The organism is Psychrobacter sp. AOP7-B1-24, from assembly GCF_052376215.1.
In the GTDB taxonomy this organism is placed as follows: domain Bacteria; phylum Pseudomonadota; class Gammaproteobacteria; order Pseudomonadales; family Moraxellaceae; genus Psychrobacter.
Map to the genome: position 1 here is coordinate 1 of NZ_JBQSVL010000059.1, position 20,751 is coordinate 20,751.

17 protein-coding genes are annotated in these 20,751 nt (G+C 42.2%); 2 read left to right on the forward strand and 15 right to left on the reverse strand.

Annotated features, from left to right (window positions below):
• From ACT3QP_RS11095 to ACT3QP_RS11105, 3 genes are all read right to left on the reverse strand, one after another.
• On the reverse strand, nucleotides 1–187 hold a 187-nt coding region (locus ACT3QP_RS11095), incomplete at its 3' end, for a hypothetical protein (RefSeq protein WP_444525539.1).
• Between the two features lie 37 nt (nucleotides 188–224).
• Entirely contained in the window at nucleotides 225–1,067 is an 843-nt protein-coding gene (locus ACT3QP_RS11100) for a sterol desaturase family protein (RefSeq protein ID WP_444525540.1), read from the reverse strand.
• Between the two features lie 266 nt (nucleotides 1,068–1,333).
• Nucleotides 1,334–2,737 (reverse strand): DUF2868 domain-containing protein, encoded by a 1,404-nt coding sequence (locus tag ACT3QP_RS11105; protein WP_444525541.1) that lies wholly within the window; start codon nucleotides 2,735–2,737, stop codon nucleotides 1,334–1,336.
• Nucleotides 2,738–3,028: 291 nt separating this feature from the next.
• On the opposite strand from ACT3QP_RS11105, the gene ACT3QP_RS11110 reads away from it, so the two are divergent.
• Entirely contained in the window at nucleotides 3,029–3,775 is a 747-nt protein-coding gene (locus ACT3QP_RS11110) for an SDR family oxidoreductase (protein ID WP_192518466.1), read from the forward strand.
• A gap of 37 nt (nucleotides 3,776–3,812) precedes the next feature.
• Here the strand turns inward: ACT3QP_RS11110 and ACT3QP_RS11115 are convergent, their stop codons facing one another.
• The 12 genes from ACT3QP_RS11115 to ACT3QP_RS11170 form a co-directional block, all read right to left on the reverse strand.
• The gene (locus tag ACT3QP_RS11115) at nucleotides 3,813–4,433 is read right to left on the reverse strand and encodes a GNAT family N-acetyltransferase (protein ID WP_192518465.1); all 621 of its coding nucleotides are present in this window, start codon (nucleotides 4,431–4,433) and stop codon (nucleotides 3,813–3,815) included.
• A gap of 182 nt (nucleotides 4,434–4,615) precedes the next feature.
• On the reverse strand, nucleotides 4,616–6,463 hold the full coding sequence (locus tag ACT3QP_RS11120) for an ABC transporter ATP-binding protein (RefSeq protein WP_192518464.1): 1,848 nt from the start codon (nucleotides 6,461–6,463) through the stop codon (nucleotides 4,616–4,618).
• 30 nt (nucleotides 6,464–6,493) lie between these two features.
• Nucleotides 6,494–6,847, reverse strand: coding sequence for an immunity 51 family protein (locus ACT3QP_RS11125; RefSeq protein WP_192518463.1), 354 nt, complete (start codon nucleotides 6,845–6,847; stop codon nucleotides 6,494–6,496).
• Between the two features lie 89 nt (nucleotides 6,848–6,936).
• Nucleotides 6,937–8,190, reverse strand: a complete 1,254-nt coding sequence (gene prpF / locus ACT3QP_RS11130) for a 2-methylaconitate cis-trans isomerase PrpF (RefSeq protein ID WP_192518462.1) — start codon at nucleotides 8,188–8,190, stop codon at nucleotides 6,937–6,939.
• 79 nt (nucleotides 8,191–8,269) lie between these two features.
• Nucleotides 8,270–8,530 carry a Txe/YoeB family addiction module toxin gene (locus tag ACT3QP_RS11135; RefSeq protein WP_037025847.1) on the reverse strand — a complete coding sequence of 87 codons (261 nt, stop codon included), beginning with the start codon at nucleotides 8,528–8,530 and terminating at the stop codon, nucleotides 8,270–8,272.
• Nucleotides 8,531–8,565: 35 nt separating this feature from the next.
• Nucleotides 8,566–8,871, reverse strand: coding sequence for a type II toxin-antitoxin system Phd/YefM family antitoxin (locus ACT3QP_RS11140; RefSeq protein ID WP_192518461.1), 306 nt, complete (start codon nucleotides 8,869–8,871; stop codon nucleotides 8,566–8,568).
• A 213-nt stretch (nucleotides 8,872–9,084) separates the two neighbouring features.
• On the reverse strand, nucleotides 9,085–11,742 hold the full coding sequence (acnD, locus tag ACT3QP_RS11145) for a Fe/S-dependent 2-methylisocitrate dehydratase AcnD (protein WP_263972654.1): 2,658 nt from the start codon (nucleotides 11,740–11,742) through the stop codon (nucleotides 9,085–9,087).
• A 655-nt stretch (nucleotides 11,743–12,397) separates the two neighbouring features.
• Nucleotides 12,398–13,525, reverse strand: a complete 1,128-nt coding sequence (prpC, locus tag ACT3QP_RS11150) for a bifunctional 2-methylcitrate synthase/citrate synthase (protein WP_192518460.1) — start codon at nucleotides 13,523–13,525, stop codon at nucleotides 12,398–12,400.
• 368 nt (nucleotides 13,526–13,893) lie between these two features.
• Nucleotides 13,894–14,547 carry a DUF2059 domain-containing protein gene (locus ACT3QP_RS11155; protein ID WP_192518459.1) on the reverse strand — a complete coding sequence of 218 codons (654 nt, stop codon included), beginning with the start codon at nucleotides 14,545–14,547 and terminating at the stop codon, nucleotides 13,894–13,896.
• A 71-nt stretch (nucleotides 14,548–14,618) separates the two neighbouring features.
• Nucleotides 14,619–15,512: a methylisocitrate lyase gene (prpB, locus tag ACT3QP_RS11160; RefSeq protein ID WP_192518458.1), complete on the reverse strand. Its 894-nt coding sequence runs from the start codon at nucleotides 15,510–15,512 to the stop codon at nucleotides 14,619–14,621.
• 386 nt (nucleotides 15,513–15,898) lie between these two features.
• Nucleotides 15,899–17,170, reverse strand: coding sequence for an NRAMP family divalent metal transporter (locus ACT3QP_RS11165; RefSeq protein WP_192518457.1), 1,272 nt, complete (start codon nucleotides 17,168–17,170; stop codon nucleotides 15,899–15,901).
• 216 nt (nucleotides 17,171–17,386) lie between these two features.
• Nucleotides 17,387–18,367 (reverse strand): LysR family transcriptional regulator, encoded by a 981-nt coding sequence (locus ACT3QP_RS11170; RefSeq protein WP_192518456.1) that lies wholly within the window; start codon nucleotides 18,365–18,367, stop codon nucleotides 17,387–17,389.
• Between the two features lie 536 nt (nucleotides 18,368–18,903).
• Here ACT3QP_RS11170 and ACT3QP_RS11175 point away from each other — a divergent pair.
• Nucleotides 18,904–20,649: a hypothetical protein gene (locus ACT3QP_RS11175; protein WP_444525542.1), complete on the forward strand. Its 1,746-nt coding sequence runs from the start codon at nucleotides 18,904–18,906 to the stop codon at nucleotides 20,647–20,649.
• The last annotated feature ends 102 nt before the right edge of the window (nucleotides 20,650–20,751 follow it).

Consider the following 20,751-nt stretch of genomic DNA (forward strand, 5'->3'; position numbering starts at 1 on the left):
TATCTAATGTCGGTTGCTCTGCTATATTTGGCTGTGATTGCGTATCAGATACAGGTAGTGGTGCAGTTTGTGAGTGGGGTTTTGAGTCATTTGAATCAGGTGTCACCTTATACGCCTTATCTGCAAAGAGTCCAACTGGTTTGCCATTATTTTTATTATTTTCATGATTGTTATGGTCGTTATTCATAATAGAGTCTTATATTAGTTGTAGATATCCAAAAGCGTTATGCGGCACTGGGTGGTCTAAGCAATATTTTTAACTTCTGCTTAAAACCTTTAGCACGAAAGACACGCTGCCACATACGATAAAACACACCAAAGATTAAGCCAATAATATTATCGTGACTGGCTTCACCAACTGCCCCATATTGGACTGGGTTATTGACCGTATCTTCTTCCACATAAGTCCCAAACCAGCGATCAAAGATGATAAGCACACCGCCATAGTTTTGGTCAATATATTCATCATTGGTACCATGATGGGCACGGTGATTGGATGGTGTGTCAAAAACATACTCAACCCATTTCGGAAATTTGCCAACGGTTTCGGTATGGATAAAGAACTGATAAATAAGATCAAACGCGTAAAAGAAAAACACCCACACTGGATGTACACCTAGCAGCATCAAGGGCACAAAGAACAACCACCAACCTGTGACTGAGTATAATAAGCTTTGGCGCATGGCAGTGGATAGGTTCATATTATCATCAGAGTGATGCAATACGTGAGCAGACCAAAACCAATTCATCCGGTGCGAGGCACGATGGAACCAATAATAACTAAACTCAACCGCGATAAATATAGGGATAGCCGTCAGCCACGTGACTTCAATGGTAAATAAACGATACTGATATAACCATAAACAGATGGGTATGACGATAAGTGCTTGTACTACCAGCTCAAACCCCAAATAAGAGCCGCCCAAGCTAAAATTGGTTATAGCACGTCTCCAATTGAAGCTTTGACTTTGACCGAGCTTAGATTGATAAAACCATTCTGCTAGAAATAATAAGAAAAACGGTCCACCTGCCAGCGGTAATAGCCACTCCTGCCAATGCGCAGGCAAAATGCTTGCCAGTAATGGATGCTATGACCCAGGAGAAATGGTTAAAATCGTTTGATTCAGCGCCTCTTTATAACCATCCAATATTTGACCATATTGACCTAGCGTCATCAGATCGTTATCTACTGTTGCCATACTGGAATCCTTTCCATTATAAAACATCCTTATTATCTCAACATGACTGCAAACGTTACTGAAAAATCATCAAGAAGCACTGCTAATTTAAAGTATTTATCCAAAATCAAAGCAAAAATATAATGCTCATTTGGCTAAGCATCTGTATCGACCAAACCAATTTTTCTTGCGGCGAGGGCGGTTTGCCATTGTTGATATCGAAGGCCTTGGTTTTCTACTTGTTGTGATTCTGAAGTATGTAAATCTGAAACATTTAATTCTGAAGCATCGACAGTCAGACCCGTATCGTTCAGTAGCTTTACAATCAGTCCTTCTTTTGCATGACTGGCAATCTGATCAAGTTTGCGTAATGTGCCACGGTCAGGTAATGCTTTATTATGAATACCAAGTAACACTTGTACAGGATGGCTGTCTAGATAAGTCTTTAACCGTGCCATATCATCACGATCATCTACTATGCCAAAATTCTCCATATCGCCCTCAAGTGTGTTATCAATACCTGATTGCCACCAGTTATCTTGCTCGGTTGGGTATTCAAGCAGTGCGACCAGTTTCTTGCCAGCGCTCACGGTGGCTTTCGGTGCGATAGGAGTAGGTGCCTCATTAAAATCATCGGCGTCAATCACTTGACGTTGCCAAAAATTCAAAATCTTCTGATAGTAAGGCAGTTTGATATCCAAACGCATTTTTTTGCGGCGGAACATCAAGGCACAAAACGCCCAAGCAACCGCTCGTGGTACGATGCCATACATCAGCAAGCTACCGATTAATAGTCCTGCCCATTGCCGTGCCACAGATAGCGGCATGGCATCTGTGACCAATCGACTCTGTGCGATAGCCGCACTGTCCGGCACTCCAAATCCCACCATGCTAGGTAGCCAACCTAGTAAGTGAGTCAGTGTTATCAACGCTTGATCTGACAGTAGTGTCGACTCCCAGCTAAAGCTGTACTGGCGCACAATCAACAAAAACACAATCGCCAGTAGCATACCTGTCAATGTCGCAAGCCACAATTGATGGCTAAACCTGCCAAGATACCAGCGCATACCGCTATGCTGTAATTGACGTTCGTACAAATTGACTGCTGCTTTGGTTACATCATCCTTACCACGTATCAGATAACTGGGACTGACAAAACTGGCGAACCAATTGGATGATTGCTTACCTTGATTAACCAAAGTCATAACAAGCCAGCCTAAGAGCATAATAGTATGAAAGCCTAATAAGCAAACCAACACATAAAAGAAATTCACCACATTGGCCTGTAGTAGCGTAAACAAGCCCAAAAATCCTGAGATACACCACACCACACTCATTAAGACCATGATGCCTTTGATACGGCCATCAATTTTACCCAATACTTGTGCCAACGCACCATTACTGTCAATACGTGAGGCGCGGCGATGTAGCTTTTGGATAGGCTTTCCATCCTCGCCTTGCAGTTTTTCCGTAATGAGTAGCGGATCAGTGGCAAATACATGCTGCTGTGTCTCAAGCGTGCGTACCAACTCAGTCAATTGGTCTTGGGGGGATAGCATAATGCGATAACATCCGTATAAAAGCGTTAAGGTAAAATAGCAATAATTGGTTATTGTAGCCTATATATAGGGTCTATTGAACATTCAAACATCAGGGCTATTAATCGCTAAGATTACACTAGACTAGGCATAAGCTGATGATTTTGCCAATAAACGAATAGGAATGATTCATAAGTGCCCATCTTTTAAACATTTTCATTACGGTAAAAACCCTAAGCGTACGCCAAAATAAGCTATGTTCAGTACTATAAAACTAATAAAAACTCAAATAATAAGAGCAGGAAAATCATCATGAATAATAAAACCTATCTAATCATTGGTGGTACAGGTGGCATTGGTAAGGCGATGATAGAGCAGCTAACCGCCAACACAGCACATGACACGTTTGTCTTTGCTACTCATAATAAGAACCTACCTGATTTTGAAGCAGCCAATCTACACTGGATATCGATGGATGTCTGTGATGAGAGCAGTATCGAACAAGCGGCTGACATCATCAAACAGCACACGGATCATATCGACTGGGTCATTAACTGTGCGGGATTATTGCATACTGAAACGCAGCAACCGGAGAAAGCCCTGCGCCAGATGGAGACGGATTTCTTTTTACAGAATATGCAAGTAAACGCTCTAGCCAGTTTGCTGATTGCTAAGCATATGAAATCATTGCTGGTAAAAGCTAAGCGCAGCAACAAGGTACCCGCTGTTTTTGCGACGATATCAGCGCGAGTGGGTAGTATCAGTGACAATCAATTGGGCGGTTGGTATAGCTACCGGATGAGTAAAGCTGCACTCAATATGGGAATGAAAAACCTAAGCATCGAATGGGGTAGGTCGTTCAAGGACGTATGCGTGGTAGTCATGCAGCCAGGAACGGTTAACACGCAACTATCAGCGCCGTTTCAAGGCAATGTGGCTGACGGACATTTATTCTCGCCAGCCTATAGTGCTGAATGCTTGTTAGAAGTACTGAGTGGTATGACGGCAGCACAATCAGGCAGTTTTGTAGATTGGGCTGGAGAGTCTATTTCTTGGTGATAGCGGTATAGCGGTGAGAAATGAGCGAGTCGTTGCTTTAGGTCATCAAGTACAGTAAACCTAAAACGAATAACGCTGACATGATTAATAGTAAAAAGCTGAGAATCTTACTCGTGGTAGAAGTAGAGCTTGTGCTTTCTTTTTTTACTTTCACTTTTTTGACCACATGTAGCACCATTTTTACATGCTCAATATTGTCTTCGAGGTAGTGTTCGCCTTCGGGTACAAACCCTAAAGACTGATAAAAATCTAGCAAGTAGGCTTGTGCAGAGATAATGATAGGGCGTTTTTTGCCATATTTTTTACGACAATGTGCAATAGCATGGTTCATCATATCCCGTGCTAAGCCGCCACCTCGATGCTCTGCTAATACCAGCACGCGACCAATCGCAGACATAGAGGTATCACTCGGTGCGGCGTCGGCTACCGACAGGTTAGATTTTAACTTATTAAATTCAGGCGGAATGATTCGGCAATATGCGATCAGGGTCTCATTTTGATGGGCGATCAGATGCAGACAGTCAAAATCCAGCTCATCCATATCTTGATAAGCGCAGTTTTGTTCGACCACAAACACTTGCGAGCGCGCTTTTAAAATATGATAAAGATCAACCGAGGTAAGTTCATCGAACGTTTTAACAGAAAAATTACAGGTCATAATGAAGCAGCTTTTAGCGGATTGATTTGGATTTGGCTATAGCGACTTTTAACTATAGTAACGATTAGGGTCTATTAAACATTCAAACATTAGTACGGCTAATCGCTATTTGACTGTTCAATAGACCCTAGAATTTTTTAAGTAAGGATCATTATAACGATTTAAGCACGTATTAACCATTGCTAACCATGTAGCGTTTGACTGATCTTATCCAAATTCAAGCTGTCAGACATGGCGCTAAAAATCTCAAAGTACTTGCCACGTTGTTTATACAGTTCCTCATGCGTGCCTGTCTCGACTACTTGGCCATTTTCTATCACTACCAAATCATCAGCATCAATAATCTGCGCAATATTGTGCGACACAATAATTACGGTTCTATCTTTTTTGATCAAATCCAAGCTTTTTTTGACTTGCTGACTGGCAATGGCATCAAGACTGGCGGTTGGTTCATCCAAAAATACGATAGGCGGATCCTTCAAAAACATCCTAGCCAGTGCAATGCGCTGCTGCTGACCACCAGACAGCGATTTGGCTTCGCTGTCATAGCCACTTGGTAGGGCAATGACTTGCTGATGTATTGACGCTTTTTTAGCAGCGGCAATGATATCTTCGTCCGTTGCACTCATGTCTCCATAACGAATGTTTTCACCAATCGTACCCGAAAAAATATGGTTGCTTTGTAGCACAAGGCCAATTTTCTGTCGTAAAGCTTGCGTATCATAGTCGTCTAAATCATGACCATCTAAGCAAATACTACCGGCTTCTGGCTCATAAAATTTAACCAACAGATTGATGATGGTGCTCTTGCCAGCACCGCTTAAACCCACTAGCGCGGTAATACGATTGGGTTTAATGGTAAAGCTGACATCGTTTAAGGCTTTGGTACCATTAGGATAAGTAAAATCGACGTTTTTTAGCTCAATGTGGCCTTGCAACTGCTGACTTGGTAAGCCACCAATCGTCTCGACTTGCTTGTCGTCTTCTAAAATATCAAAAAATCCTTCGGCATAGGTTAGTGCATTGTTGATCTGATCGTAAATGCGATGCAACTGACGAATGGGCGCGGCGACATTTTGAAACAGCATGACATGAAACAAAATCATACCAATGGTCATCTCGCCTTTTAGCACAAAATAGGCCGTGAGTAAGATAATCATCACCACGCCAATCTGTTCGATAAAGGTTTTGACGCCATCATAAATAAAAGCAATGCTACGAATACGTAGCTGATTGTCAGTCATGTCTTTTTGAATCGCCAAGTGCTTTTGGGCTTCAATGGGTTCGCGTACAAAAGACTTGACCACGCTGATGGCGTTAATTAAGGAGATAACCAGCCCGCTTTTTGTTTCGCGGTAACCACGCATTTGCCGCCGAAATCCTTGCAGGCGGTTGGCTTGTTTTTGACTGATAAAGAAATAAATGGGCACAATGATAAGACCAACCATGCCTACCCAAAAATTGGTAGAAAACATGATGACGAGTGACACAATGGCACTGGCAAATAACGGCAGCATGTCAATAAAAAAGTTCTGTACCAAGCTGGTGAGGCTACTGACACCTAAGTCAATACGGGTTTGTAGTTTGCCGCTGTCGTTATTGCTACTGGTATAAAATGCCATGCGATAGGTGAGAATACGCTCAACCACCTTTTGAGATAAATCTCTTGAGAGATTGATGCGGATTCTTTCGCCAAAGTAGCGTTGCCCAAATGAGATAAAAATAGACAATACTTCTTTGATGAGTAGCACCGCACTAATAATACCTAGCATACGTCCACCCGCCGCCCAAGGGTCGGTGAGGGTAGCGATGTCGGTTAAGGTGTCTACGGTGTAGCGCAATACAAAAGCGTTGACCTGCGCGGTAAACGAGCCGAGTACCGTTAATATCAACGTGAGTAAAATTAACGCTTTGTAAGGCGCGGCAAACACGGCTAGCTTTTTGAGGATAGACCACAGTAAAGCGCCCCGTTCTGCTTTATTGGTGGGCGGCTTGATATTAAGTGGAACGCGGCGCGGTGGGGTTGGCATATCGAAAATAACCGTAGCGATTACCGTTAGTTAATCTAGTTCAGCACGTGAAAATAAATCTACTATCAAATTGTGGTCATCGCATGCTTGCTTAAAGGCCACAGTAAAAGTACTCAGGGCATTTTTATCTGATGAATACGCCACAAACATACTGCCTTCTGGATCGAATTTGATCACATTTTGCCATTCTGGATATTTTTCTTGCAAGAATACAGTGGCTAAACTTCCCCAATCATAACCATTGCCTTCAAACCCTTCGTTGGCACGTGTGGCAAAAACTTCAGCTTTATAAGAACCCACATCGCTCAAACATACAGAAACGCTATCTTCGTGCTCGACCCAGAAGAAAGGGCTGATGACTTGCTCAAAATCTTGCCTACTCATTGTGTTATACCTAATATTTGAATATCAAACAGATCTTAATACTAACACTTAGGAGTTATCAATTTGTTAGTTTTTACTTATGAGGCGTACTAAAAAGCATCTGCTGGCACAAAAACCTCACCAACCATGATACGCCTTGCTGAACGGCTCATCGAGACTTTTTTGGCTTGCCAGCGGTCATCGACTTGTTCTGTTTTGCCGCCTACTAGTAGAGTACCTGATGGGTGACCAAAACGTACTTCATCGAACTTCTGACCACCAGCGGCCTCATTTACTAAGGTTCCTTGTGTGGTTGCTGCTGCAGCAATGGCGACAGCTGCTGTACCCATCATGGCGTGATGCAATTGCCCCATACTCATGGCACGTACCACTAAATCAATTTCGCCAGCATCGACCGACTTACCACTAGAGGCGGTATAGCTCTGTGCTGCGCCCACCCAAGCGATTTTAGGAATGTGTTGACTGGTCTGTGCCTCGCTCACATCTTTAAATAATCCCATCGCCACACCGCCTTTGGCGCGGATAGTCTCAAGCTTAGCAAGTAGCTCGCTGTCGCTATTGATATCACCTTGCAATTCAGTACCCATAAACCCCAAATCTTCTGCTTTCATAAAGATGGTCGGGATACCAGCGCTAATAAAGGTAGCTTTGACGCTATCGGTATTTAAACCGCAACCCGTTACATCGAAGTCATCGACCAAGTTGCCAGTAGGGAACATGTCGCTGGTGGCATCGACTGGATCGATAAACTCAATTTTGACTTCAGCGGCGGGAAAGGTGACGCCGTCTAATTCAAAGTCGCCTGTTTCTTGAACCTGGACTTTTTTATCTGCGTCTTGATAGACGGGAACATGGGCAATGATAGTTTTGCCGATGTTTTCTTGCCAAATGCGTACTTCACAAATGCCGCTTTTAGTATTGTCATCGATGCTATTAGCAATCTTGTCGGCAGCAACTAGCCCCATGTTAATGGCGCAAGCACCAACAGCTGCGGTTAAGTTGCCGCAGTTACCCGCCCAGTCAATCATGGGTTTGGCGATATTGACTTGTCCAAATAGATAATTGACATCGTGGCTGTCATCATTTGCTGGAGATAAAATAACCGTTTTTGAGGTGCTAGAGCTGCCATTACCCAAGCCATCGATTTGCTTACCATAAGGGTCTGGGCTACCAATCACACGTAGCAAAAACTTATCACGTGACTCGCCAGCGACTTGGCAACGCTCAGGTAAATCAGACAGTTTAAAGAAAGTGCCTTTTGAGGTACCACCGCGCATATAGGTGGCGGGGACTGATATTTGCGGAGCGAAAGAAGGTTTGGATTTAGGATTGGTTTGAGCCACTGTATTAAGTCCTTTTTATATTGTTGTAAGATTAGGATGGTGCCATCAGCAAGTAAACATGAATGACTAAAAGTGCTTATTAATAATGATAGCGACAAGAGATAATCGTCAGATAGTTATCATCGACGGCATATACCAACCGATTGGCATCATCGATGCGTCTTGACCAAAATCCAGATAGGTTTTCTTTTAGGGGTTCAGGTTTGCCAATGCCTTCAAACGGATTACGCTTACATTCGGTGATAAGTTTGTTAATACGTTTGAGTGTTTTTTTATCTTGCGTTTGCCAGTACAGGTAGTCTTTCCACGCAGCATCTGTCCATGCTAGTTGTTCACTCATTGTCAGACCCTTTGCGTTGATTCAAGCCTTTGAGTTTAAGCACTCTCAATGTCGTTATCCGCATGCTCATTGTCATCACTATCTTCTGCCGTATCAATTAGCTCACGCGTAACGGTCTTGCCAGCTTTATATTGAGCAATAGAATCCGCTAAGTGCGCTGCATTGGCAGGAGACTTTAATAGATAGACAGTTTCCATCAGGCTATTGTAATAATCAAGCGACATCACAACCGCATCATCAGCGTCACGGCGGGTTACGATAGTGGCGTTGGCATCATCGTTTACCGTATCTAGGACGGATTTTAGGTGTTTTCTGGCTTCTGAAAAACTAACGACTCTCATGGCTTACTCCTTTCATGATATTTTGCATAACTTGTACAATATATGGTACATATTACGCCATTGATTAAGTAAACTCAATATTTAGCTACTATCTAATACTTAGGAGTAAGTGACAAAACTCAGTGTATAGAACGCAAAAGCAAATAAAAGCCGATGTCATATAAAAAGGTTATACAACATCGGCTCCTTATATACTCATATCATACTAAAGGTTTAAACAATATCTAACGTACCTTCGATGAACTCTTTGGCAAAGCGTTGTAGCATACCGCCCGCGTTATACATTTTTACTTCATCAGCTGTATCTAAGCGGCAAATAATAGGCGCTTCTGTGATACTGCCGTCGGTACGATGAATCACCAACATCATCAATCCGCCAGCAGAGACTTCACCTGTGACATCAAAGGTTTCTGTACCATCGATATTTAACGTGTTGCGAGTCGTGCCTTCTTCGAACTGCAGAGGTAGGGCACCCATACCAACTAAGTTTTGACGATGAATACGCTCAAAGTCCTCAGCAACGACGGCTTCTACACCAGCGAGACGCACGCCTTTGGCAGCCCAGTCACGGCTAGAGCCTTGACCATAGCCATCACCTGCGATGATGATAAGCGGTTGCTCACGGTTCATGTAGGTTTCAATCGCTTCCCACATACGCATCACTTGACCTTCTGGCTCGACGCGGGCCAATGAGCCTTGGATAATTTCACCTTCCTCATCGCGTACCATCTCGTTCAATAACTTAGGATTGGCAAAGGTGGCACGTTGCGCGGTTAAATGGTCACCGCGGTGAGTAGCGTATGAGTTATAGTCCTCAGCAGGCAAACCCATAGTATCTAGATACTCGCCAGCTGCTGATGAGCCAAGAATAGCATTTGATGGCGACATATGGTCGGTTGTGATGTTGTCACCAAGTACGGCAAGCGGACGCAGACCTGTTAGGGTATTTTTCTTCGCCATTTTTCCTTCCCAATACGGTGGACGGCGGATATAGGTGGTCATCTCACGCCAGTCATATAAAGGGCTTAGCGTTTTACCCATGTCTTTTTTGGTTTCATCAAACATAGGAATATAAACGGCATCGAACTGTTCAGGTTTAACGGCAGCGGCAACGATAGCATCGACTTCTTCGTCATCAAACCAAATGTCTTTTAGATAAACATCATTGCCATCTTGGTCTTTGCCCAATGAGTCTTTTTCGATATCAAAACGGATGTTGCCAGCGATGGCATACGCAATAACCAATGGCGGCGATGCTAAGAATGCTTGCTTGGCATAAGGGTGGATACGTCCATCAAAGTTACGGTTACCTGAGAGTACTGCCGTGGTAAATAAATCATTGTCGATGATTTCTTTTTCGATATCAGGGTCTAGCGCACCACTCATGCCGTTACAGGTCGTACAGGCAAAACCAACCACGTCAAAACCGATTTCTTGTAGCTCAGGCATCAGACCTGCTTCTTCTAGGTACATTTTGACCGTTTTTGAGCCAGGTGCTAAGGATGATTTGACCCAAGGTTTCCGTAATAATCCTTTGGCATTAGCATTACGAGCCACCAGGCCTGCTGCTACCATATTGCGCGGGTTTGAGGTGTTGGTACAGCTGGTGATAGCCGCGATAATCACTGCGCCATCTGGCATCAAACCGTCCTTTGATTCAGGTAGTTTCTCATCAGGAGCGTGAGCGATGCCTTTGGCAACCAAATCATCGGTCGATACGCGGGCATGTGGACGCGAAGGCCCTGCCAAATTGCGGCCTACTGATGACAGATCAAACTCAAGCACGCGTGCGTATTCGGCTTTTTTCATACCGTCAGCCCATAGGCCAGTTTGTTTGGCATACTGCTCAACCAGTTTGATTTGTTCTTCACTACGACCAGTCAGACGCAGATAGTCGATGGTTTGCTCATCGATATAGAACATCGCAGCAGTTGCGCCATACTCAGGCGTCATGTTGGAGATAGAGGCGCGGTCACCGACAGTCAGCTGGCGTGCGCCATCACCGAAGAATTCTATATAGGTAGAAACCACACCGGCATCACGCAAAAACTCAGTCATGGCCAGTACCAAATCCGTGCCAGTAATGCCTTTTTGCAATTTACCTGTAAGTTTGACACCCACGTAATCAGGCAGGCGCATATACGATGGATTGCCGAGCATCACGCTTTCAGCTTCTAATCCGCCCACACCGATTGAGATAACACCGAGCGCATCGACCATTGGTGTGTGGCTATCTGTACCCACTAACGTATCGGCAAAAGCGACTTTTTCGCCTGCTTTGTTTTGTACCACTTGTACTACAGGTGACATTTTTTCTAGGTTGATTTGGTGCATAATGCCATTACCTGGTGGCACCACGTTTACGTTATCAAAGGCGTATTCGCACCAGTTGATAAAGTGAAAACGGTCATCATTACGGCGCTCTTCAATGGCACGGTTTTTCTCAAACGCATTGTCTTCAAAGCCTGCATGCTCAACAGCTAATGAATGGTCAACGATAAGCTGAGTTGGCACGATAGGGTTTACTTTAGCAGGGTCGCCACCTTGCTCAGCGATAGCATCACGTAGGCCAGCCAAATCAACAAAAGCCGTCTGACCCAAAATATCATGACAAACGACACGGGCAGGGTACCAAGGAAAGTCAAGGTCTTGCTTGCGGTCGATATGCTGCTTAAGTGCATTGGTTAGCTCTTCTGGTGGACAACGGCGTACTAGGTTTTCGCACAATACTTTTGAACAGAAAGGTAGTTTGTCATACGCGCCAGCTTCGATGCTCTCGACAGCTTCTCGGGTGTCAAAGTAGTAAAGGTCAGTATCAGGAAGTGGTTTTTTAAAGGGTTCGTTCATTGGTTGTACTAGTGCATTGTCCATAAGTCACCTTTGGCGGTTAGCTGGTTTAGATTAAAATTAATAAAAGATATTCTCTTAGCAAAATCGTTGGTTTTCTCGTTTTTAGCGATAAAAAGCGATAAAAAAGACTTTGCTAAAAAAATGATATTGAACGTTTAAACATAAGATCCTAAAGCCAGTATATGACCGACTCCTAATGTCGTAGTGAATATAAAAAACCAATTGGTATGCGAGGACGGAGCATTTTGGCGAAATAATTTAGCCCAAGCCATTATCATGCATACTATATTGATGACAAACAAAGAACCCCATAAGTTGAGCAAAAAATCTAACCACTCTCGACTTAAACTATTCTGAGAAAAATCCATCGTAAACTTGATACTGGTATAACTAAAACTGAGTAGAGTGATTGCTGATATTATGAAAATAAATATATCTACTTTTGACGTCTTTTGGTTTTGGTGAGGATAGACGATAGGTTTGATTAGTAATACCACTAACCATAAGAAGCTTGCCACCCAAACGACATATGATGGCCATACTGTCATCATACTTCTCCAAACGTAAACATAGATATCAAAAGTTAAGTATAGAGTGTGCCATGCGCGCCAGTTAAAGGTTGTCTAACTCTCAGCACGCAAAGCACATCTTAAAAAAATTATCCTACTTTAAATAATTAACGCGCACTCATATCTGGTACTGGACGCAGCTCTTCACCCGTATATTCTGCACTTGGACGGATGATACGGTTGTTAGCACGTTGCTCAAATACATGAGATGCCCAACCTGTTAAGCGTGAGCACACAAAGATTGGAGTGAACAGTTTGGTTGGAATACCCATAAAGTGATAAGCAGACGCATGGAAAAAGTCAGCATTACAGAACAGTTTTTTCTCGCGCCACATGACCTCTTCACAGCGTACTGATACGGGGTATAGCACCTCATCACCAACGTCAGCGGCTAGCTTCTCAGCCCAACCTTTAATTACGACGTTACGAGGATCTGATTCGCTATAGATGGCATGACCAAAGCCCATGATTTTATCTTTACGTGCCAGCATAGCTAACATCTCGGTTTCGGCTTCATCGGCTGAACCAAAACCTTCAATCATATCCATCGCAGCTTCGTTCGCACCGCCATGCAAGTGACCACGCAATGAGCCAATTGCACCTGTGATACAAGAATGAATGTCAGATAAGGTAGACGCACACACACGAGCGGTAAAGGTTGAAGCATTGAACTCATGCTCAGCATACAAAATAAGTGAGATATTCATCACTTTTGTGTGTAGCTCGTTTGGTTTTTCGCCTTTTAACAGATGTAAGAAATGGCCACCGATGGTTTCATCATCCGTTTCGGTTTCGATACGCACGTTGTCATGCGTGAAGCGATACCAGTAGTTAATGATTGATGGGAAAACCGCCAACATGCGGTCTGTTTTGTCTTTTTCTTCGGCAAAGTCAGTCTCAGTTTCAAGGTTACCCAGCATAGAGCAACCGGTACGTAGTACATCCATTGGGTGCGAATCGCTTGGGATGCGTTCAAGTACGTCTTTTAGCGCTTGTGGTAGACCACGTAATGTTTTGAGCTTGGCTTGATAAGCATCAAGTTGGCTTTGGTTTGGCAAGTTGCCATAAAGTAGCAAGTAGGCCACCTCTTCAAAGATGCATTTGTCTGCGAGTTCTGATACGTCATAACCGCGATACGTCAGACCTGAGCCTGATTTACCAACGGTTGATAGTGCCGTCTTGCCAGCGACCTGACCTCGTAGACCTGCGCCTGAAAGTTGTTTTTGTGCTGCCATGATTGAATTCCTTTTGTTGGTAGCTTTTTGGGTGAAAAGTAAAAAAAGGTGTTTCTTATAATGTGACTTCTTGCATCAGTCATTGCTAGCTTTTATGGTTTCGTTATTAGAAACCAGTTAACTGACACTTTCGCAAGAAGTCTATGGGCGTGTCCCCAATCTGAACAATCAGTATTAAATGGGCTAAAAATGGCTAAGTATTTGCCAAACTGCGTTAAGTAGCTTGCTAATATCTCGATATTATCTGCACTATTTTTCTTAGTTTGACTGCTATTTATCTCATTTTTATCTCTATGTTCAACATGGGGACACACCCTAAGCAGTTTCTTTGCTTATTGTTGACTGACTATAGCGCTGGTTGTGTGCAACTAAGACTGTGGTTGTGGTGCATCTAAATCAACAGTAATATTACAACGATCGAACTCAGCCTGAATCGGTGCACTCATTGCTTGCATTACACTGCCTTCACCTTGAGCCTTGTTTAGCTGCATGTACTTAGCGCCAACTGGTGATTGCATAAAGGTTTGTATTTCTGCCATTTCTTCTTTGGTAGGTTGTTCCATCGGTGTTTCGACTTCTTCGCCACTCATAATGCGTATTTGTTCGTTACCAAAGGCGATCAGTTTTTTCCCTAGATCTGAGTTATAAAACGCCTCTAACTCTTGTAACTCTGCATCGGTAAACTCTGTGTTATAGAAGTTATTAATTTCTTCTCTACCCAAGTCTTTGTCGCGCGATTCAAGGCAGCTTACTTGCTCTGCATTGAGCGATCCACTACTAATAAGCGGAGTAAATACGAAATTGTTAACAGTATCTAATGTCATTTCTGTCATCAGCAAGTTATCTTGAGTAGTAGCTGGTGACGTTTCGGCAGCAGTAGAGGCGCTCATCTCACTCGCCTCACTAGTGGTTTCGTCAACGGTTTCTGGTGTTTTATCACAGCCTGTTGTCAGCAACAGAGCGGCAAGCGTGCAGCTAAGCATTGAAGATTTAGCGATGGTATTAGCAGTAAAAAATGACATAAATAACCTAAAAGTAGGGGAGGGTTGATTTTTTAAAATAAAAGTAATAAAAAACGGTTTAGTTTTTGGTATTACTTATTATCGGCAAACAATTTGTCTAGTGTTTGCTCAAACTCATGATAGTTTAAAAAATCATACAGTTCCATACGAGTCTGCATAGTATCAACGACCTTTTCTTGTGTGCCATCGTTCAACAGGTGTTGATAAACGTTTAGTGCTGCTTTGTTCATCGCACGAAATGCGGATAGTGGATACAACACCATCTCGACACCCACACTGTATAGCTGGTCAGTGGTATATAAATCAGTCTGACCAAATTCTGTCATGTTGGCCAGTACAGGAATGTCTAGGACATCCGTAAACTTGCGATACATTTTGATATCGGTTAATGCTTCTGCAAAAATCATATCAGCACCAGCTTCTTGAAAGGCAACGGCGCGTTCAACAGCTGCATCTAAACCTTCTACAGACAATGCATCAGTACGTGCCATCACCACAAAGTCAGGATCGGTTTTGGCATCTAGTGCTGCTTTTAGGCGATCTACCATCTCTACAATACTAACGATTTCTTTATTTGGTCGGTGACCACAGCGCTTTTGAGCCACTTGGTCTTCGATATGTACTGCTGCCACGCCTGCCTTTTCCATTTTTCTGATAGTTTGAGCAATGTTGAACGCACCACCAAAACCAGTATCGACATCTACCAATAGTGGTGTATCAACCGCATCGGTGATACGGCGAGCATCTTCTAAGACATTATCTAAACTCGTCATACCCAGATCAGGTAGGCCAAATGAAGCATTTGCCACGCCCGCACCAGACAAGTACAACGCTTGGTGACCAACTTGAGTCGCCATCATCGCGGTATAAGCATTAATCGCGCCAGCAATCTGTAAGGGTTGGTTGTTATCATTTTTTTGTTTCATAGCACTGCGAAAGCGCGTGCCAGCCGATGGTAAAGTCATGTCTTAATCCTTACTTAGAGGGGTGATATTATCTTTGTTGCCATCGATTATACTCAATTATTGCTCGCTGAAAAGTATATTTTTATCCCTAGTAATTATTATATTTAAATAGTATATTAATTAATATTAATAATATTCAATTATTAAATAGCATTATCCAAAAAATAGCATTCCATATAAATTACTATTCATTTTAGTAAAACTATTCAGGCAAGCCGTTTTGAGTATTTACATTTATTTACAAAGATAATAGGAAGACTTGTCAGATATTGATAAATATCAAACAAGAAAAACCCCTTATTAGCCTAGCTAAAAGGGGTTTTATGTTTTTTGCATGTACTGCATTTTTGGACGCAACGTTTTTAGATACGTTGTAATAAACTCACTTAACCAAAGAGACCTGCAAGGTTGGCTAAGAATAACAAGGCAACACCACCTAGGAATAATAAGCTCACAATCGAGTAAATATTCATGCCTGCTGATAGTTTTTGCTGATTTTTAACCAGTGAGTAGTTCAACCAACCAAAGATAGGCGCAGAGACAAATGCTGATATCATGGCAAACTTGAGCATAGTACCTAGCTGTCCTGCAAAGAAGGTAATAATAACCAAACCACCACCGATAGCGTAAGTCGTCCAAAATGAGATTTGTTTTTTATTAATCGCTTTTTCACCTTTGAGTAAGCGCCAGCACTCAGCATTGGCTCGGCCGTAGCCATCAGCACAAGTAATCGTTGTGCCGAACATGCACATAAAGGCAATAAAAGCGACCAATAGTCTTGACCATTCACCGATGGTCGCCGTATACATATTGATAAGCTGATCAATATAGGCAATGCCTGCCGTTTGAATCTCTTGACCAGAGCCATATTGAACAAAAACACCTAGTGATAGAAAGAACAACGCTAAAATAGCAGATACCAAAAACCCGACATTGAAATCAAGCAAACCTTGTTTGTGAGTGGTATGGTCTGTTTTACGTTTTGCAGAGGTCCACATGGATGTAATGGCAGCAAACTCAAGCGGCGCTGGCATCCAACCCATGAGGGCCACGATAAAACCTAATGTGGCCAAATTCCAAGGCGTGACTGCAACGAAGTCAACGGCCATAACGGTCGGTCTGCCAGCAGCGATGACAACTGCGGCTACAGTAGCAATCGTTAGCGCAATCATAATCCATTTGGTTACACCATCGAGCAGCTTGTAGTGACCGGCAATCAAAAATACCCAGCATACAATTGTCACTATCCATGCCAATGTAATGGTAGACAGCTCAATAGAGGCGGGCAGCATAAAACCAAGAATAACGGCTGCGATTAATGACACTGCGCCAGTGCTAATAATCGCTGATAATATAGAGAGAATAAAATATACCCATAGATATGTCTTAGAGCGTTTGGCATAGCCTGCAATCAGACTTTCACCAGTATCGTAGACATAATCTGTACCAAAACGGAAAAATGGGTATTTAAAAACATTGGCTAATACAATAATAATGGCCAGCTGCCAGCCATAAAGTGCGCCAGCCTGTGTCGATGAAATGAGGTGTGAGCCACCAATGGCAGCGGTCGCCATCAAAATCCCAGGACCAAAGATACGCCAACTAAAGCCTTCCTGGTTAGTAGCGCTATCAAGCGTGTTTGTTTGTTGTGCGGTCATACATACCTCAAATTATATCTCTAGAGACACCCTAACACTGACCTGTGACAGAGTGCCTGCAACTAATAAGTAATGTTTATAAATGAAATGGTAAAGACTAAAAGGATAAAAACAGTGATAGTTAAATATTTATAGGCGACTTTAGCATATCTATAATGATACGAGATAATGATTATTTTCATCACCTAAGCTAACGAATGGTTAATAATCAGTTTTTTAGGTAAATTTCTGATGTCGATAAGTAATACCACGTTGTTCATAAACATGATAAATAGCAGTCAGTAAATCAGGAATACTAGGATGAACGAAGTCTTTGAGCGTGTGTAGATAGATAGGGGAGGTAACGTTTTCATGCACCAAGCGTTGATAGCTGATTTGTTCGGTACGTACCGTTTGTAGGCTGGCAGGTACGAGCGTAATACCTTCACCTGCTGCTACTAGACCCAGTGCGATCTGTAAATCACTCACCGTTGTTGTCATAAAAGGAGAAATACCGTATTGTGCAAATAAATGCAGCAAAGGCTCAGTAATGGGCGTATCGTTGGTTGCCGATTCTTTATTCGTATGAAGCGTTTTGGTATGAGCGTTTGGCGTGGCCATCGGCAAACGCGTTTGATGATATAGAATCAATCGGTTGTTTGCCAAGTCTATCAGCCTCTGCTCACGTACATGTGCTAAAGCATGCGCTTTAGGTAAGGCAACGACATAGCGTTCATGGCGCAGTAATATTTGCTGAACCCATGGGTCTTGATGCGCAAAACGACCAAAGCCAATGTCGATATCACCAGATTTTAGAGCATCCATTTGCTGATAGGAGCTGATATCTTTGAGATTGACTTCAATATCAGGACTGGACTGCTTGAGCCTAGCAATGATTTCTGGGAGCAACCCATAGAGCACGGAAGGAACAAAACCAATATTAAGAATACTACTTGGTGCGGATAACCGCTGCGTCATACTGGTCACTGTATCAATCTCTGTTAGAATGGCACTGATTTTATCGTAAAAAAATGCACCAGCCTCAGTCAAATCGAGCGGCCTATGATAACGATCAACCAGCTCCACACCCATATCGGTTTCGAGCTGTTTGAGTAAGCGGCTCAGAGTAGGCTGTGACAACCCTGTCTTGGTTGCCGCCGCGCTAAAGCTACGCAACTCTGCGATAGATATAAAGGCATTCAGTTGTTTTAAGTCCATACCGTTAAACCTGTGTTGATATAGTCGGTTCAATATAACTTGGATACAAGGAAACCAAGTGAAAGTGCTGTAAATAGTAAGCTAAGCGAGACTGACGCCGTATTCAGTAGATAGAGGAGTGACTATAGCCACTCTATGGCTTATCAGTATAGTGCATACCTCTATCCATATAACCACCTATTCACCGACTAATATTAGAGTCTATTAAACATAGGGCTAGTTGAGCTATTAACTCAAAGCCAACCAGGCGTTGTTTGTATTGCTCATTTCTATTTTCCATTGGTTATTATATTCAGGTATTAAAAAAGCTTTGTCATAGCCAAAGTAGCGACATACTCGTACAGTTAGCAAGGATTGCAACATATCGAATTTATATAAATTTAACTATAAGTTAGAAAATATGCAGAATAGTAACGATATTTACAATATACTTTCACTATAAAATATTTTGTACTTGAAGATAATAAGATGAACAATTATATTATTTGATAACGATATAGTTACACTGTAGTAATAAACTGGTTTGGTATTATTTTATGAGCGACAAAAAAACAGATATTGGTACAGATTTTGAAGAAAAGTTGGCGGAAATCACCACTAGAAATCCACGTGCTCGCACCAATAATAATATCTATGATCGGTTCGTCAGTCGTGTAGAAAACACTAATAGTGAAGACTTAACACAATCTGAAAATATTAAGTTAGCACCTAAATATCAGTCTTCTGGAAAAACAGAGCTTGAGCTGCGTACCGATTCAGATAATGATACTCATCTGTTAAATAACACATTGAGTATAGATCAGGCTGAAACAGATACCGTGTTTGATTTTTCAGATCAAGTACTGTCTATTGATACAGATGAATTCCTAGAAATTGATTTTGATGATACTCATGCGGAGAGCAACAACGAAATTGTTGAGTCAGAGTCAGATTTCTCAGATCAAGTACTGTCTATTGATACAGATGATTCCTTAGAGATTGATTTTGATGATACTCATGTGGAAAGTAACAACGAAATTGTTGAGTCAGAGTCAGATTTTTCAGATCAAGTACTGTCTATTGATACAGATGATTCCTTAGAGATTGATTTTGATGATACTCATGTAGAAAGTAACAACGAGGTTGTTGAGTCAGATTTCTCAGATCAAGTACTGTCTATTGATACAGATGAATTCCTAGAAATTGATTCTGATGATACTCATGTGGAAAGTAACAATGAAATTGTTGAGTCAGAGTCAGATTTCTCAGATCAAGTACTGTCTATTGATACAGATGAATTCCTAGAAATTGATTCTGATGATACTCATGTGGAAAGTAACAATGAAATTGTTGAGTCAGAGTTAGATTTTTCAGATCAAGTACTGTCTATTGATACAGATGATTCCTTAGAGATTGATTTTGATGATACTCATGTAGAAAGTAACAACGAGGTTGTTGAGTCAGAGTTAGATTTTTCAGATCAAGTACTGTCTATTGATACAGATGATTCCTTAGAGATTGATTTTGATGATACTCATGTAGAAAGTAACAACGAGGTTGTTGAGTCAGAGTCAGATTTCTCAGATCAAGTACTGTCTATTGATACAGATGAATTCCTAGAAATTGATTCTGATGATACTCATGCGGAGAGCAACAATGAAATTATTGAGTCAGAGTCTGACCAGCTCTGCAATACGGATGAGACGACCTCTATAGCTAATGATGACGAAGCTACACAAGAAACGCAGAAACAGCAGGCTGTCAATATACCAGCTGCTACAGAAGCAAAAAACAAGCCAGCAAATAATAAAAAAACGCTCGTTATTGGTCTGATTTTGGGTTTAGTATTGATTGCTATTGTTATAGCAACACTTGTTTTTATGGGCGTTTTTCCAACAGACACAGCTACCGCTGATAATACTGAATCAAATATTAATAGTAATGTCGATACGGTGCCAACGGATAGTGCGCCTAGTTCTGACGAGGAACAAGTAGCCAACAGTAATGCCCAAACCGATACTGATACTGATACTGATACTGATACTGATACTGATACTGATACTGAGCTCAGCGTTACAGAGACACCAGCAGCCTCACAACAGGATGAGCTAACTGGTGAGAATCAGAGCGCCAATAACGATATTGTCGATAGCAATAGCAATGCGGCTATCGATGAGAAAAAGACCACAGATACCACCTCAGATGACGCAGTATCTAGTGAGGCGCAAGCTGAACCAGCCATTAGTTACGAAGATTTTAGACAGGAGTCACAAAATACATTGTATCGTGAGACCACTGATTAGGTTCGCTTTACTATATATACAGCTAGTTGCTCTTATATTTTCTATATTATTGATAAAACGGATGAAATCAATATCAAAACGCATGAGTTACGCCAACAAAAA

Bases quoted from the DNA above. Each gene is read 5' to 3' on its own strand.
- ACT3QP_RS11105 (WP_444525541.1), bottom strand. From the start codon at position 2,737: ATGCTATCCCCCCAAGACCAATTGACTGAGTTGGTACGCACGCTTGAG.
- ACT3QP_RS11110 (WP_192518466.1), top strand. From the start codon at position 3,029: ATGAATAATAAAACCTATCTAATCATTGGTGGTACAGGTGGCATTGGT.
- ACT3QP_RS11115 (WP_192518465.1), bottom strand. From the start codon at position 4,433: ATGACCTGTAATTTTTCTGTTAAAACGTTCGATGAACTTACCTCGGTT.
- ACT3QP_RS11120 (WP_192518464.1), bottom strand. From the start codon at position 6,463: ATGCCAACCCCACCGCGCCGCGTTCCACTTAATATCAAGCCGCCCACC.
- ACT3QP_RS11125 (WP_192518463.1), bottom strand. From the start codon at position 6,847: ATGAGTAGGCAAGATTTTGAGCAAGTCATCAGCCCTTTCTTCTGGGTC.
- ACT3QP_RS11135 (WP_037025847.1), bottom strand. From the start codon at position 8,530: ATGAGTGAACAACTAGCATGGACAGATGCTGCGTGGAAAGACTACCTG.
- ACT3QP_RS11140 (WP_192518461.1), bottom strand. From the start codon at position 8,871: ATGAGAGTCGTTAGTTTTTCAGAAGCCAGAAAACACCTAAAATCCGTC.
- acnD (WP_263972654.1), bottom strand. From the start codon at position 11,742: ATGGACAATGCACTAGTACAACCAATGAACGAACCCTTTAAAAAACCA.
- prpC (WP_192518460.1), bottom strand. From the start codon at position 13,525: ATGGCAGCACAAAAACAACTTTCAGGCGCAGGTCTACGAGGTCAGGTC.
- ACT3QP_RS11155 (WP_192518459.1), bottom strand. From the start codon at position 14,547: ATGTCATTTTTTACTGCTAATACCATCGCTAAATCTTCAATGCTTAGC.
- prpB (WP_192518458.1), bottom strand. From the start codon at position 15,512: ATGACTTTACCATCGGCTGGCACGCGCTTTCGCAGTGCTATGAAACAA.
- ACT3QP_RS11165 (WP_192518457.1), bottom strand. From the start codon at position 17,170: ATGACCGCACAACAAACAAACACGCTTGATAGCGCTACTAACCAGGAA.
- ACT3QP_RS11170 (WP_192518456.1), bottom strand. From the start codon at position 18,367: ATGGACTTAAAACAACTGAATGCCTTTATATCTATCGCAGAGTTGCGT.
- ACT3QP_RS11175 (WP_444525542.1), top strand. From the start codon at position 18,904: ATGAGCGACAAAAAAACAGATATTGGTACAGATTTTGAAGAAAAGTTG.